This is a genomic window from Marinobacter daepoensis DSM 16072 (genome assembly GCF_000421165.1).
Classification (GTDB): Bacteria; Pseudomonadota; Gammaproteobacteria; order Pseudomonadales; family Oleiphilaceae; genus Marinobacter; species Marinobacter daepoensis.
Genome location: NZ_ATWI01000010.1, coordinates 254,685 through 268,647, shown reverse-complemented (window position 1 = coordinate 268,647; position 13,963 = coordinate 254,685). Strand labels below are relative to the sequence as shown.

General features: G+C 57.9%; 13 protein-coding genes. 6 read left to right on the top strand and 7 right to left on the bottom strand.

What is annotated here, in order from left to right; translation table 11 throughout:
* Positions 1 to 43: 43 nt before the first annotated feature.
* The 6 genes from K325_RS0111090 to K325_RS0111065 form a co-directional block, all read right to left on the bottom strand.
* Positions 44 to 1,384, bottom strand: coding sequence for a porin family protein (locus K325_RS0111090; protein WP_029654339.1), 1,341 nt, complete (start codon positions 1,382 to 1,384; stop codon positions 44 to 46).
* Between the two features lie 132 nt (positions 1,385 to 1,516).
* On the bottom strand, positions 1,517 to 2,710 hold the full coding sequence (locus K325_RS0111085; RefSeq protein ID WP_051146626.1) for a branched-chain amino acid ABC transporter permease: 1,194 nt from the start codon (positions 2,708 to 2,710) through the stop codon (positions 1,517 to 1,519).
* 9 nt (positions 2,711 to 2,719) lie between these two features.
* Positions 2,720 to 3,763: a branched-chain amino acid ABC transporter permease gene (locus tag K325_RS0111080; protein WP_084694216.1), complete on the bottom strand. Its 1,044-nt coding sequence runs from the start codon at positions 3,761 to 3,763 to the stop codon at positions 2,720 to 2,722.
* 18 nt (positions 3,764 to 3,781) lie between these two features.
* On the bottom strand, positions 3,782 to 4,522 hold the full coding sequence (locus tag K325_RS0111075; RefSeq protein WP_211218150.1) for an ABC transporter ATP-binding protein: 741 nt from the start codon (positions 4,520 to 4,522) through the stop codon (positions 3,782 to 3,784).
* Positions 4,519 to 5,292: an ABC transporter ATP-binding protein gene (locus tag K325_RS0111070; RefSeq protein WP_029654335.1), complete on the bottom strand. Its 774-nt coding sequence runs from the start codon at positions 5,290 to 5,292 to the stop codon at positions 4,519 to 4,521. The genes K325_RS0111075 and K325_RS0111070 overlap by 4 nt, the downstream gene beginning before the upstream one ends.
* A gap of 50 nt (positions 5,293 to 5,342) precedes the next feature.
* The gene (locus K325_RS0111065; protein WP_029654334.1) at positions 5,343 to 6,551 is read right to left on the bottom strand and encodes a substrate-binding domain-containing protein; all 1,209 of its coding nucleotides are present in this window, start codon (positions 6,549 to 6,551) and stop codon (positions 5,343 to 5,345) included.
* Between the two features lie 285 nt (positions 6,552 to 6,836).
* On the opposite strand from K325_RS0111065, the gene K325_RS0111060 reads away from it, so the two are divergent.
* The 6 genes from K325_RS0111060 to K325_RS0111035 all read left to right on the top strand — a co-directional run bounded on the left by K325_RS0111060 (position 6,837) and on the right by K325_RS0111035 (position 11,621).
* Positions 6,837 to 7,460 (top strand): TetR/AcrR family transcriptional regulator, encoded by a 624-nt coding sequence (locus K325_RS0111060; protein ID WP_206556500.1) that lies wholly within the window; start codon positions 6,837 to 6,839, stop codon positions 7,458 to 7,460.
* A 17-nt stretch (positions 7,461 to 7,477) separates the two neighbouring features.
* Positions 7,478 to 8,245 (top strand): enoyl-CoA hydratase/isomerase family protein, encoded by a 768-nt coding sequence (locus K325_RS0111055; RefSeq protein WP_029654332.1) that lies wholly within the window; start codon positions 7,478 to 7,480, stop codon positions 8,243 to 8,245.
* A gap of 158 nt (positions 8,246 to 8,403) precedes the next feature.
* On the top strand, positions 8,404 to 9,915 hold the full coding sequence (locus K325_RS0111050; RefSeq protein WP_029654331.1) for an AMP-binding protein: 1,512 nt from the start codon (positions 8,404 to 8,406) through the stop codon (positions 9,913 to 9,915).
* A 1-nt stretch (position 9,916) separates the two neighbouring features.
* The gene (locus tag K325_RS0111045; protein ID WP_029654330.1) at positions 9,917 to 10,306 is read left to right on the top strand and encodes a MaoC/PaaZ C-terminal domain-containing protein; all 390 of its coding nucleotides are present in this window, start codon (positions 9,917 to 9,919) and stop codon (positions 10,304 to 10,306) included.
* Positions 10,303 to 10,686: a hotdog family protein gene (locus K325_RS0111040; RefSeq protein ID WP_029654329.1), complete on the top strand. Its 384-nt coding sequence runs from the start codon at positions 10,303 to 10,305 to the stop codon at positions 10,684 to 10,686. The genes K325_RS0111045 and K325_RS0111040 overlap by 4 nt, the downstream gene beginning before the upstream one ends.
* Positions 10,680 to 11,621, top strand: a complete 942-nt coding sequence (locus K325_RS0111035; protein ID WP_029654328.1) for an alpha/beta hydrolase — start codon at positions 10,680 to 10,682, stop codon at positions 11,619 to 11,621. Before K325_RS0111040 ends, K325_RS0111035 begins: the two co-directional genes overlap by 7 nt.
* Here the strand turns inward: K325_RS0111035 and K325_RS0111030 are convergent.
* Entirely contained in the window at positions 11,613 to 13,949 is a 2,337-nt protein-coding gene (locus K325_RS0111030; protein ID WP_029654327.1) for a molybdopterin guanine dinucleotide-containing S/N-oxide reductase, read from the bottom strand. The genes K325_RS0111035 and K325_RS0111030 overlap by 9 nt on opposite strands.
* Between the last annotated feature and the right edge of the window lie 14 nt (positions 13,950 to 13,963).

Genomic DNA, 13,963 nt, shown 5'->3' with positions numbered 1-13,963 from the left:
AGAAGGTGCCCAAGGCAGGACGCGTCATGCACGCGTGTGGAGTTTAGAATTCAACACTCAGATTAAGGCTCGCGGTCAGAAGGTCATCATCCGCGAAGCTGTTGGTCGGCAGGCTGCCGACCAGGGAGTTGCTGGCCAATGAACCCTGATGATTGGCCTCCAGCATGCCGATGCGGCTCCAGACGCGAACCCGGTCTGTCGCCTGATAGCCGACATTCAGGTCATACACCATGCTCTCATCATCATCGTTGGCGGAGCTGATGGTCAGTTGGCCCACCGCAAACGCGAGATCAATCTCCGGCGTCAACTGGTAGCCGATGCGTCCGATGATCAGGTCCTCATCCAGATCTCTCAGACCATAGGCCCCACCCATCCGGTACAGACTGTTCGGGCTGTTTGTTGCATCGGGGTTGCTGTTGATCGTACCCGCATAAGTGTCAAAGCCCGGGGAAATCAGCCCCCCATCCCGGGTAGCCACGTACTGCGCGTCCAACGAGAGAGCCCCGAACTCCTGGCCAATACGGAAATAGCCAGACCAGGACTGGCCAACAAAGAACCGGCCGTCATCGGCCAGGTCGGCTTTACCGTTGGCTGTCCAGGTGGCCCCCAGAGTCATGTTAGCGATATCCCCAAGGCTCCCCGCAAGGCGTCCGGAGAAAAGATCCAGATCCTGCAGCACGAACGGGGCTGGCGCGCCTGCCGTTACGGGATCGCTGAAGTCTCCGCTGAAGTTGTTGAACCAGTGAATGTAGATCAGCTCTGCCGTCCAGCCAGCCACCTTACCTGCGCCACCAAAGGCCAGCAGATCGCCATTATCCTGGTTGAAGAAACTGCTGGTATCCGCCCGCCGGTCGTAGACACTGATCAAAGTGACACGCTCTGTTGGCAACATCACCAACACTCTGTCCCGTCGGTCATCGCAGACCAGGAAACAGTTATTGAAACTCGCCGACATACGGCCGATTCGGGCAATGGCATCCCCCACTGGAACCTGAACATAGGCCTGATCAAGACGAACGTTGTCGCTTCGGCTACCGCGGTTGTAGCTGCGTTCATCGGTGGTTTCATAGCCGCGAACATCACCGCTCCAGCGATCCCCCGCCAGCTCAACGCTGGCATGGAGCGAGACGCCACTTTCCTGGTCTTCAACCGTTCCTTTCAACCTCAAAAGGTGAGCCAGACCATTGTCGTTGTCGCTGTCATACTCTCCGCCAGCGTCCAGCGCATCGGACTGAACATAAAAGGCCGTTGCCCGGTAGTCCGCGCCCAGATCGTAATCAAGGTCCAGTGCCTGTGCCGCTGGAGCGATCAGGCCAAGTACCAGAGCCATCCGGGTCGGCAGGAGCTTCAAACGGAACGCGGGTCTTGATGTTGTCATTTTCATATTCGCTACCTCTCTTTCGTTTTTTGTTGTTGCTATTCCAAAAAGCCAAACGAACCCCGGCCAACCTCGCGGGTAGCCTGAAACGCCAAGCTTCTGGATGGGGAGCTGGGTGACCGTCAGGTCACCCCTGGGTCAACGGTATTGGGTCCGTGGCTCGTCAGTGTCGACAGCCTCCGGCGTGTTGGATGTCCGGGGGGAACGGGCAGCCCACAACCGCAACTGCCCCACAACGCCTGATGGGAAGAAATACACGCTCAGTACAAACAGCAGGCCAAACCACAGCAACCACCGCTCTGGGCCCACAAGGTGAGCAAGGGCACTGTCTGGTGGTAACTGCTCGACCAGCAGTTTCAAAAGATCCTGCAGATAGTTTTGCGCCAACAGGAAAAGGGTGACGCCGATCACGGAGCCGTACAGGGTGCCCATCCCGCCCATGACACACATCAACAGGATGAAAACCATCAGTTCAAACGCCAGAGTATTTTCGGGATTCACGTAGCGGTTTATCAGGGCAAACAGTACCCCCGCCAGGCAGGCCAGAAGCGCTGACAGGACCACCACGGCTGTTCGATACAGCACGGTGTTGTATCCGAGCGCCTGAGCCCTGAACTCATTTTCCCGAATGGCCTGGAGCACTTTACCGAACGGTGAGTTCACCACCCTTAGCAAAAACAGGAATACCAGCACCGACGCCCCGAAAGCCACGTAATACATCAGGGTCCGGCCGGTGATCCGCACCTCAAAAAAGACCTCCTGCCACGAGGTATTCCCCAACAATGCGGCGAAGGCGTCCGGCAGACTGAAACCCGCCAGGGTGTCATCCAGCGGACGGAACGCAGGACCCAACTCTCGTGGCACATGAACTCGCATGCCATCCTCGCCTCCGGTAATCGGATAGAGCTGGGTAACCAGGCTCAGGAAGGCAAAGGCAACAGCCAGCGTCACCAGCGCAAAAAAGATGGCCTTGACCCGCAGCGACAGCAGGCCCAGCAGCAATGCCAGCACAACGGTGACCACCATGGCTCCAGCGGCCCCCAACAGGACGGCATCAAAGCCTTTGCCCCAACTAGCGGTAGCCATTGCCACCCCATAGGCTCCGATACCGAAGAACATGGTATGAGCAAAGGAGACGATGTGGGTGTACCCAAGCATCAGGTCGTAGGATGCGACCAGGATGATGAACACACAGATCATCCCCATCATCGAAAACGCCCGAACACCCGGGAACAGAAACGGCCCGAAAGCCAGAATGCCCATAATAATGGCCAGTATCACCATCAGTATCCGGCTACGGGGATAATCCCCCGACAACAAGTTCGCTAGCATGTCCAACTCCTATACCCGAATCACCGGAATCAGCCCCTGTGGCCGCCACATCAGTACCGCGACCATCAATCCCACGGTGGCAACGGCCGCAAGCCGGGGCTCAAGAAAGCCCACATAGAGGTTGATCAGCCCCACCAGAATCGCGCCAAAGAAACAGCCTTTGATGGAACCCAGACCACCGAGAATGATGACCACCACCACCGAGATCATCAGCTCGTCCCCCATATGCGCCGTGATCAGTTCTTCATACATCGCCCACATGGCCCCACCAAGGCCCGCCAGCGCCGAGCCGGCGATGAATACGCCCAGAAACAGCAGATGCACCCGGTAGCCCTGGACCTCCACCATTTCCCGATCTTCAACGCCAGCCCGGATCAGAATTCCTACCCGAGTCCGTTCGATAATCCAGGTCATCAATGCATACACCAGAAGCCCAAGAACCACCGACAACAGGCGGTATTTCTCAAGCGCAATACCCGCCACAACAACCGCACCACTGAAGGCTTCCGGACGCGGCACAGGAATCTCATTCGAGCCCCAGACCACTTCAATCAGTTGCATCAGAATGATTGAACCACCCACGGTGACCAGAATCTGCTTCAGGTGATCGCCATACACCGGCTTGATCACCAGCTTTTCAAAGACCCAGCCGATAAGGCTGGCCACCAGCACCGCAAACAGCAGAGCCGGTATCACACTGGCCAGGTTCAGCCAGACGGAGGACGCACTGGCCTGATCGTTCATCCAGAACAGCAGGACCGTTGCTCCGGCGTAGGCCCCCAACGAGATAAAAGCGCCATGGGCCAGGTTGAGCACGTTCATCAGGCCAAATGTCAGGGTCATCCCCGAGGCCATCAAAAACAGCATCGCCCCCATCGCCGCACCACTGAGCGTTAGCACCAGCCACGTGGTGAAATCCATCATCACCAGAGCGGCAAGCATCATCCCCAGTAGCAGGAACCAGTGTGGGCTCTGATCCCGGAAGCGACGCATCGCAGGCACCGCGCCCGCCAGCGCACCGCCACGTACCGCTGTATGTTCGACTGTCGACATACGTTTGTTCTCCTTATGCTATTGATGCTCACCGAGCCCGAGCCCCAGCAACCGATGCTGGAGGGCTTCATCGTTCGCCAGATCAGCCATCGAGCCGGTATGTACCACTCGGCCATCGTTCATCACGGCAACGGACTGACCCAGGCGCCGGGAGAAAGCGAAATTCTGCTCCACCAGCAGGATCGTTACTTTTTCCGCCTTCAGTTGTTCAAGCGCATCGGCAAGGTCATTGATAATGGCCGGCGCCAGCCCTTTGGTCGGCTCGTCGATTAGCAGAAGTTCCCGCGGCTCGATAACCGCGCGCCCAATCGCCAGCATCTGCTTTTGCCCGCCGGAGAGATTCCCGGCTGGCCGGTCCCAGAACTTTTTCAAGGGTGGGAACAGATCCAGCAACCAGGCCAGACGGCCTTCATCCATAACGCCACTGACCGCCGCCAGCACGAGATTTTCACGAACGGTCAGTTGCCCGAACACCCCCATATGCTCCGGCACAAATGCAATACCACACCGGGCGATTCTGGGCGTTGCCCAGCCAGTAATGTCCTGCTCGCCAAACCGGATCTGGCCAGCCTTGACCGTGGTCAGGCCCATAATAGTGCGCAGCGTCGTGCTCTTGCCGGCGCCATTACGCCCCAACAGGACGGTCAGCTCGCCTTTGGGTACAACCAGGTCGACACCTTCCAGAATGTGGTACTGATCGATATTTGCGTGCACGCCCGTCAGGCGGAGTGCCGGCTTGAGGTTTGCATCCATCGTCATGAGGCCTCTCCCTGCGTCGCTCCCAGATATGCCTCCTGCACCACCGGCGAGGCAATCACCTCGGCCGGTTCTCCATCGGCCACCAGCTCACCGTTGTGCAACACCACAATCCGGTCAGACAACGACCGCACCACATCCATCTTGTGTTCCACCAGCAGAACCACCTTGTCCTTCCGAGCCTTAATCTCAGCAATGAGCTCCAGAATCACCGGCACCTCATCAACACTCATCCCGGCTGTTGGCTCATCAAACATGAACACCTCCGGCTCCAGAGCCAGCAGCAAGGCAACTTCCAGTTTTCGCTGATCGCCATGAGGCAGGTTGGCGACAAGATTATCGGCCCGGTGCGCCAGAGAGACGGTTTGCAACAGTTCATACGCCCGGTCTGCAATATCCCGGCGACGAGCCGAGACCTGCCAGAACACATGCCCGGTATGATGTTGAGAGGCCACCGCCAACCTGACGTTTTCCAGAGCGCTCAGCCCCGGAAACAGGTTCGTCAGCTGAAACGCCCGTCCCAGCCCCTTATCGGCCCGCGCGGAAGCGCTCATACTGGTGAGGTCTTCGCCATGCAGCAGTACCTTGCCGTGACTTGCCCTAAGCTGCCCCGAAAGCAGATTGAACCAGGTGGTCTTGCCTGCCCCGTTGGGGCCGACGATGGTGGTCAGCGTCCCACGATGAAACTGGCAGCTGACATCATTCACCGCCTTGTGGCCACCAAAGTGAATGGACAGGTTCCGGGTTTCCAGAACCGGCTGTTCATACGCCATGACTTCTTCCTCTTTCTGCCTGTGAATTCCGGCCTGGCATGGCTTAGCCCTTAGTTACGGACGGGAATATCCATTGCTTCAATGGGAATGGTGCGAATGAGTTCAGGCACACCGACGTTCGTCGTTCGGTCTGAAAACCAGTCATCGCGTTCCTGGGGGGTAATGCGGAAGTGATACATGGCCTGCAACGCCTGGTGATCCTCGGCGCGGATCAGCATGTCCCCTTTTGGCGTTTCAAAGCGGAGATTGCGGAAGGCCTCAATCAGATCTTCAGCCTCGGTAGAGCCACCACTCTTCTCTACTGCGGCAACGATCGCCATTGCCTGCGAAAAACCCTGGGCGGTGAAGAAGTCCGGCGCCTGCTGATAGCGCTCAAAGTGCGCATCAACCAGCCATTGATTGAGGTCGTTGTCGGGCGATTCAAAGTAGTAGGAGCCAGCACCTTCCATCCCCGGGAACGACGAATAGCCCACCATGGCTGCCAGCGTGTTGCCGCCCGCCGCAAGCTGGATACCGTGCCGCTCGGGCTCCAGGTCCTTGATCCGGCTCAGTGGATTCGAGGAGCCTGCCCATATGGTGAAGATATAACGCCCCTGATCACAGCCATCCCGGTCTTTCAGGGCACCGAACAGGCGCTGTGCCGCTGCGGTGAAATCTGTCGCGTCAAGCGGGAGATACTCTTCATGGACGACGCGTCCACCTTCGGATTCCATTGCCTCGCGATAGGCCGCAACGCCGTCCCGGCCAAAGGCATAATCCTGGGCAATGGTGGCAACACACACACCGGGTTTGCCAAGAGCAACCGCATTCGAGACCGCATCCTGTGAGGAGTTTCGGCCAACCCGGACGACATAACGGTTCCAGCTGTCACCGGTAATCGCATCCGCAACGCCCTCGGGCATAATGATTCGCTCATATTCCTCAGCCAGAGGCAGGGTCGCCAGAGCAACCCCCGATGACACCGGCCCCACCACAATGTGGGCATCATCTTCGCCATAGGCTTCCTCCACCAAGGTACGGGCACGGGCCGGGTCCAGCTGGGAGTCTTTCCTGATGACCTCAAGCTTACGCCCTTCCACGGTCATCGAACCTTCCGTGGCATACTCGAACCCCAGTTTCATTCCGATGTGCAGTTGCTCGGCATAAGGTGCGAGAGGCCCGGTAAAGTCGGTCACGTGGGCAACCCGGATGGCATCTGCAGCCTGCACGGAGGAAAATATTGTCAACGACAGGGCGGTGGTTAACAGAGAACGTCTCATAATGGCATCTCTCTTGTATTTGTTGTTAAGGAGCCTGGCTTTACTGCTCACGACATCAAGTGTGCGCCTGAACCAGACAACCGACCCAAAATATGACAACCGAGTCAGGTTTCGTCAACAAGGATGCGAGATTTTTTATGAAAAAACGAGGCAAAAAACCAAAACAAAGAAATAAGTCACTGTAAAAAAACAATAAATATTAAAAGCCAGAACAACCAAAAACAAATTTGAAAATTCAAAGTTGACAACCAATTCAGGTTTGACTTTAAATTGATGGGTATGAAAATGACCAAAAGCGACACCAAAACCACTCCCCCTGGCGCCCCGAAAACGGCGCGGGGCGCCCGTACCCGGGCAAAAATCCTGCAGGCCGCCGAGGAGGCCTTTGGCTCCATGGGCTATCACCAGGCTGGCGTGTCTGACATCACCAGGACCGCCGGTGTAGCCCAGGGAACCTTCTACACCTATTTCGCCAGCAAGGAAGACACACTGCGCGAGCTGGTTCGGGACATGGGGCAGAAACTGCGGGCGCATCTGGCCAGCGAGGTTAAGAATGCTCGCAGCCGGATTGAGGCTGAGGGACTGGGCCTCAAAGCCTTTCTTCAGTACGTAGCAGCCAATCCCTCGCTCTATCGCGTCCTGCAGGAAGCCCAATTCGTTGATGAGTCAATCTATCGCGAATACTACGAGTCGTTCGGGCGAGGCTATCTACGCATGCTTGCAAACGCCACCAGTAAAGGCGAGATCCGGCCAGGCAACGATGAAGTGAGAATCTGGGCTTTGATGGGGCTGTCCAACTTCCTTGGCCTGCGCTTTGCGCTCTGGGAGCAGGACGTGCCGTTTGATGAAATCGTGGACACCATCACCGACCTGTTGAATCGCGGGATTGCCCTGGGATCAAAAGGTTAACGGAACAAGGAACCGGCATGACCAACCAGTACGTTCACTTTCAACGAAACGGGGACATTGTCCATCTCACGCTGGCACGCCCGGAACGGCACAACGCGTTGGTGCCGGAATTACTGGATGGCCTGCTAGATGCTCTGAAGCAATGCCACCACACGCCACCCAGGGTGATTGTCCTCGCGGCGGAAGGTCGGTCGTTTTCATCCGGCGGCGATGTCCGGGCTTTTTTCGACACGCCCCGGAAAGATCGGGCCGCCTATGCCCGCCAGGTGGTTGGCAAGCTTAACGAAGTCATTCTCGCCATGCTGAATACCCCTGCCCCGATTGTGTCGGCCATTCAAGGCCTGGTAACCGGCGGTTCTCTGGGCCTGGTGCTGGGATCGGACATCGTGATTGCCAGCACCAAAGCCAGTTTTGCACCCTGGTATACGGTTGTCGGCTTCAGTCCCGATGGTGGCTGGAGCAATCTGATGGGGCAGCGAATCGGCGCCTCAAGAGCACTCGAAATCCAGTTAACAAACCGCACACTGACCGCGCACCAGGCCTACGAGTACGGGCTGGCCCACTATCTGGTGGAGCCGGAAGCTCTGGAAGACCAGGTACAAACCCTCTGCCAGAACCTGTGCGCCAAACAACCCGAAAGTGTGCTCAGCACACTCCGCCTTAACCGGCCTGCTCCTTCAGAGACAGCCGCCGCCCTGAAGCTGGAATACGACGCCTTCGTTGCGCAGATTCAGACTGAGGAGGCTCACACCGGTATGGCCAGATTTCTGAAACAGGCGCCATAAACCGATTCCGGCGTCGATCCATTGCCAGCGGGGGCGGCTACACCTTTGTCTTTTCCTTGATCAGTAATCGCATTACCCGGTTCGACTGGCAGGAACTCAACCCTTAGCGGGACGGGCGCACAGCCCTCTCGCAAACAGAACAAAAATGGGAAAGTATCATGGACATGTTTGACTTACTGGCGCAGCGGGCACAAGTGTCGCCCGAAAGACCAGCCCTCGAAGATCTGCACGACGGTACCCGATACAGCTACCGGGAACTCAACGCTCAGGCTGCCCGGTTCAGTGCTGCCGCCACCCGCCGGTGGCACCTGAAACCCGGGGACCGTGTGGCCTATCTTGGCCACAGTCGGGCAGAATTCTTTGTGATGCTCTTCGGGTGCGCCAAGGCAGGGCTGATCCTGGTCCCGCTGAATTGGCGGCTGGCATTGCCGGAACTGCAAACCCTGATGGCCGACGCGGAGCCCGCTGCACTGATCTATGGGCCGGAGTTCAAAGACACCGCACTGCCTCTGATCGAAGCCGGCGTGCCCGGTATCAGCCTGGCCCCCGATACCGGAGATAACGACACCAATTACCACAAAGCCCTGGCTTCGGTGATTCCGGATTTGACACCACATCCACCACGCAGCGCGGATACCCCTTGGTATCTGCTCTACACCTCTGGCACCACAGGCCGGCCAAAAGGGGTGATACAGACTTACCGGATGATGGAAGCCAATTACTTCAACATTGGTATTCCCGTGGGGCTGAATCAGAAAGACGTGCTGCTCAATGTCCTCCCCCTGTTTCACACCGGCGGCATCAATCTTTATTCAAGCGCTGTCCTGATGGCCGGTGGCTCTGTTCTGGTATCCCGGACCTTTGATCCCGAACAGGCACTGTCGGTCCTCGCAGAACGGGCGACGATCTTTTTCGGTGTACCCGCCATCTACCAGGCCTTTCTGGAATCGCCAGCGTTTAATTCCGCTGATCTCAAACGGATTCGTTCCTGGGGCTGCGGCGGTGCCGCCTTGCCCGCCCACGTGGCCAAGCAGTATGCAAGTCATGACATTCTCATTCGCACCGGCATGGGGATGACCGAAACCGGGCCGACAGTTTTTTTGCTGGATGAAGAGAACGTCATCAGTAAAACCGGTTCCGTCGGACGCCCACAACTACTGGTTGATGTCAGGATTGTCGATGTCCAGGGGCGTGATGTTGCCAGCGGTGAGGCGGGCGAACTGCTGGTGCGGGGGCCAGGCATCACTCCTGGCTACTGGAAACGCCCCGACGCCACCTCAGACGCGATCAGCGACGGGGGCTGGTTTCACAGTGGCGACGTCGCCCGCTGCGATGCCGATGGCCACTACTACATCGTAGATCGCTGGAAAGACATGTTTATCTCCGGTGGAGAGAACGTGTTTCCCGCCGAGGTGGAAAAGGTTCTCCACGAGCACCCAGCCATTGAGGACGTTGCCGTTATTGGCGTACCGGATGAGCGTTGGGGCGAGGTCGGCAAGGCTTGCTACACCGTTTCCCACAACCAGAAACCACCGTCTCCGGAAACTCTGACGACATTCTGTCGTGAGCGACTGGCCGGCTACAAAGTGCCAAAAACCTTTGAACGTCTGGAGCAATTGCCCAGAAACGCTCTCGGAAAAATCACCAAACAATCGTTACGGAATCCCTGACATGACGATGCTCAACCCTATAGAGGAAAAGTTCTGTCTCAGCCAGCACGACTTCAACCAGTTTGCAGACCTGAGCGGCGACCATAACCCTATTCATGTTGATCCCGACTACTCCGCCCGCACCCGCTTCGGCGCGACGGTATCCCATGGCATGCTGCTGTTCACCGTTCTTCGAGGATGCCTTCACCGGCACTTCCCCGATCATCAACTGGCCGAGCAACGACTGATGTTTCCGTCTCCGGCATACGCCGGGGAGCCACTTGCTCTTCACCTGGAACATCATGGCGATGCACCCGGTCTGGTTTTCTCTGCCAGGATCGTGAATGCGGATGGCCACACCTGCCTTGAAGGCCAATGCACTCTTGAACCGGATACAGGAAGCCCCCGATGACCGAAACGACACTCCCCCGCTTCGAACAACTCCGCGAGCAGCAGCTCGTCAGTGTCCATCGACAGTTCTCGCCTGAAGATCTGGAGCAGTGGTCCCGGATGGCAGGCCTTGAACAGCCAGTTGAGAGGGTTCCCGAGCCACTGATTGCGGGACTGTTTTCTTACCTTCTGGGGATGGAGCTGCCAGGTAAGGGCACCAATTACCTCAAGCAGTCCATGACCTTTGCAGCGCAAGCCAGAGTCAACGAACCATTGACCGCCACCGTCAGGATATCCCGGCTCAGACCGGACAAAGCACTGGTCAATCTGGAAACCATCTGTTCCGGTGACAACGACCGGGTGATTTGCCGCGGAGAAGCACTGGTGCTGTTCCAATGCTGAACACACAAGAACTCCACCCAGGGTTGGCCAACTGGCTTTCCGGAGTTAACGAACAGGTAAAACTTCAGGGTGATTCAGCGGCCCGCCGAATCACCCCCGGGTTCATGCGCAAAAGTCTGGCTCGCATGACCGATGCCTTTGTGACCGATGCACCTGCCATCGCCCGGGTGCAGGACAGCATTATCGGGAGGAGTATTCCGCTGAGGATCTACGATCCCTCACCAGACATCCCCAAGCCGGTCACGCTGTTCCTCCATGGCGGCGGCCACATGTGCGGCAGCATTCAGGTGTATGACCCGATCTGCCGCAAACTGGCCAACGCTTCGGGTCAACTGATTGTGGCCCCTGACTACCGCCTGGCGCCAGAGCACCCGTACCCAGCGGCCCTTGAAGACTGCTACACCGTCATCCAGCACCTGTGGTCACATCTGGACGACGCCAGCCTGCTCTACACTCCCACTCTCAGCCTGGCGGGAGACTCCGGCGGCGGCGCTCTGTGCGCAACACTCAGCGCACTCAGCCAACAAGACCCCAACCTGCCAATCAGCAGGCAGGCCCTGATCTATCCCAGCCTGGACTACACACTCTCCAGCCCTTCCATCGACACGCTTGCCCATGGGTACTTGCTGGAGAAACCCCGCATCCAATGGTATTTCGATCACTACTTTCAGGCCGATGAATGCCGACGCTCCGCCTCACCACTGTTCATGCCCGTCAGCAGCCAGTCCCCGGCCACCCTGATGGTCACCGCAGGCTTCTGCCCCCTGCGCGACGAAGGCTCGAGATACCTTGAACGGCTGACCGAAGCCGGCGTTGCCACAGAGCACCACCTTGAGCCCAGCATGATCCACGCCTACCTGAATCTGGAGGACCTGGTTCCCCAGGCCAGTTCGCGCACTTATGAGGCGGTTGCGAGGTTTCTGAATTCAGCCTGAGGTGTCAGCTTCCTCTCGCACCACTGGCGGCACAAACGCCCTCACTGGCATAACAGGCCCGTTGTACACTTCGATATCAACAAGGCATGACATCGCACTCGGCCCCTGGGCCAAACGTGAGGTTCCCTCATCCCGGGTGAGGACATTGGGGTTGCCATGCAGGCAGGAGAGATCTGCCACGCCCTCCGCAGGTGGGTCGTACCAGGCCCCGGTACTCAACTGCAGAACACCCGGGCGAACCTCATCGCTGATCACTGCGGTGCAGAGGCAGGCACCGCGAGGGCTAAACAGACGGACCAGACTGCCGTCGTTTATCGCTCTTTCCTCCGCATCCTGCGGGTGAATCAGCACAGGCTCACGGCCGTTGATCTTCAGTTCCCGGCTATGGGCACCATGGTCCAGTTGCGAATGCAGTTTGTTCTTTGGTTGGTTTGAGATCAGGTGCAGCCGGTATTCTCCGGCAGTCCGACCTGCCCACTCGGTCGGCTCGTTCCAGAATGGAAACCCCGGGCACTCCTCGTAACCAAAGGCGGCAACCTGCTCTGAGTAGAGTTCGATTTTTCCGCTCGGTGTCTTCAGCGGGTAACGAGCCGGATCGTCCCGAAAACGTTTCAGCAGAATCTGAGGCTCCTCGGGTGCTGAATTCTCGAACCAGCCGCGCGCCACAAATTCCGTGAACGCCGGCAGGTCGATGTTGCTGGCTTTGGCTTTCTCGCGGGTCTCGTCATAAAGCGCCTGCAGCCAGCCCGATTCATCCCGGTTTTTGGTAAAGGCTTCCTGGACCCCCAAGGCACTGGCCAGTCGCCCGAAAATTTCGTAATCGGTCAGACTTTCACCAACCGGTTCCCTGGCTTTTTCCATGAAAATCAAAAAGGGGTCCCGGCTGGACGAGGCAATATCGTTGCGCTCAAGAGACGTGGCTGCCGGAAGAACGATGTCCGCATGCTTGGCCTGAGCATTCCAGCACCATTCGTGAACAATTACCGTATCGGGTTTCTGCCAGGCCCGACGCAACCGGTCCAGGTCCTGATGGTGGTGGAATGGGTTGCCGCCGGCCCAATACACCAGCCGGATCTCCGGATAGGTTTCTGTCAGGCCGTTGTACTCAAACGTCTCTCCGGGTTTCAGCAGCATGTCTGCAATCCTGGCGACCGGTATAAAGCGCTTTACCGGGTTGTTCCCCTGGGGCAGTGACGCTCCTGGGATGCCCCGGTAATTGGCTCCAATGGCATTCATGGCGCTGTACCCGAACCCGATTCCTCCGCCGGGCGTGCCCAGTTGGCCCAACATCGCCGCCACTGCGATGGCGGCCCAGTAGGGCTGCTCCCCATTATCCTGACGGGTAAGTGACCAGCTTACAGAGATCATCGTTCGCTTGCGGGCCATCTCCCGCGAAAGCTCCCGTATGCTATCGGCCGACAGGCCGGTGCGCGCCGCCGCCCAGTCTGCCGACTTGGGCTCGCCATCTGAGGCGCCCAGAAGATACGGGAGGAATCGGTCAAAACCGGTAGTGTACCTTGCCAGAAACGCCTGATCCGCCAGCCCTTCCTCATGCAGGGTATGGGCAATGCCCAGTAACAACGCGACATCACTGCCGGGGTAAATCGGGTACCACTGAGCCCCTGCCTCTTCGAGAACGTCCGAGCGCAGCGGCCCGACATTCACAAACTGCAGGCCATTCCCGGCGGCCTCCAGCACGCCTTGTTTCTGTACATGGCGCCCAACGCCGCCATTGGTCACCTGGCCATTCCGGACCGGCACTCCTCCAAAGGCTACGAACAACTCACAGTGTTCCTTCAGAACGTCCCAACTGGTGGCGCCATTGACCATGGAGTAAAAATCACCGAGGACATAAGGTAACGTGACTTCCGCCGCCGCATAACTGTAGGTGTTGACCGAGTATGTAAACCCACCAATGGTATTGAGGAAACGCTTTAACTGACTCTGAGCATGGTGGAACCGACCGGCACTGGACCAACCGTAGGAGCCACCATAGATAGCCTCATTGCCATACTGACTCCGAACCCGGTCAAGCTCGCCGCTGACAAGCTCAATGGCCCGGGGCCAGGATACCTCGACAAACTCATCCCGCCCACGCAGCCCGTCTGCACCGCCCGGGCCATGTTCAAGCCATCCCTTACGAACCATCGGCCGGGTAATGCGTAACGGGCCTTCCAGAACATCGACGATGCCCTGACCAATCGGGGAGGGATCCGGGTCTAACTCAAACCCTTCCAGCGCGGTGACGGCTCCGTTGCGGGAGTGAACACGGTAGGTACCCCAATGGCTGCTGGTGAGTGTGCCTTTGACTGGACGTGCAGAGTTCATGTGCATGCTCCTGT

Bases quoted from the DNA above. Each gene is read 5' to 3' on its own strand.
- K325_RS0111035 (WP_029654328.1), top strand. From the start codon at position 10,680: ATGCTGAACACACAAGAACTCCACCCAGGGTTGGCCAACTGGCTTTCC.
- K325_RS0111055 (WP_029654332.1), top strand. From the start codon at position 7,478: ATGACCAACCAGTACGTTCACTTTCAACGAAACGGGGACATTGTCCAT.
- K325_RS0111090 (WP_029654339.1), bottom strand. From the start codon at position 1,384: ATGAAAATGACAACATCAAGACCCGCGTTCCGTTTGAAGCTCCTGCCG.
- K325_RS0111085 (WP_051146626.1), bottom strand. From the start codon at position 2,710: ATGCTAGCGAACTTGTTGTCGGGGGATTATCCCCGTAGCCGGATACTG.
- K325_RS0111080 (WP_084694216.1), bottom strand. From the start codon at position 3,763: ATGTCGACAGTCGAACATACAGCGGTACGTGGCGGTGCGCTGGCGGGC.
- K325_RS0111065 (WP_029654334.1), bottom strand. From the start codon at position 6,551: ATGAGACGTTCTCTGTTAACCACCGCCCTGTCGTTGACAATATTTTCC.
- K325_RS0111070 (WP_029654335.1), bottom strand. From the start codon at position 5,292: ATGGCGTATGAACAGCCGGTTCTGGAAACCCGGAACCTGTCCATTCAC.
- K325_RS0111075 (WP_211218150.1), bottom strand. From the start codon at position 4,522: ATGACGATGGATGCAAACCTCAAGCCGGCACTCCGCCTGACGGGCGTG.
- K325_RS0111040 (WP_029654329.1), top strand. From the start codon at position 10,303: ATGACCGAAACGACACTCCCCCGCTTCGAACAACTCCGCGAGCAGCAG.
- K325_RS0111045 (WP_029654330.1), top strand. From the start codon at position 9,917: ATGACGATGCTCAACCCTATAGAGGAAAAGTTCTGTCTCAGCCAGCAC.
- K325_RS0111030 (WP_029654327.1), bottom strand. From the start codon at position 13,949: ATGAACTCTGCACGTCCAGTCAAAGGCACACTCACCAGCAGCCATTGG.
- K325_RS0111050 (WP_029654331.1), top strand. From the start codon at position 8,404: ATGGACATGTTTGACTTACTGGCGCAGCGGGCACAAGTGTCGCCCGAA.
- K325_RS0111060 (WP_206556500.1), top strand. From the start codon at position 6,837: ATGACCAAAAGCGACACCAAAACCACTCCCCCTGGCGCCCCGAAAACG.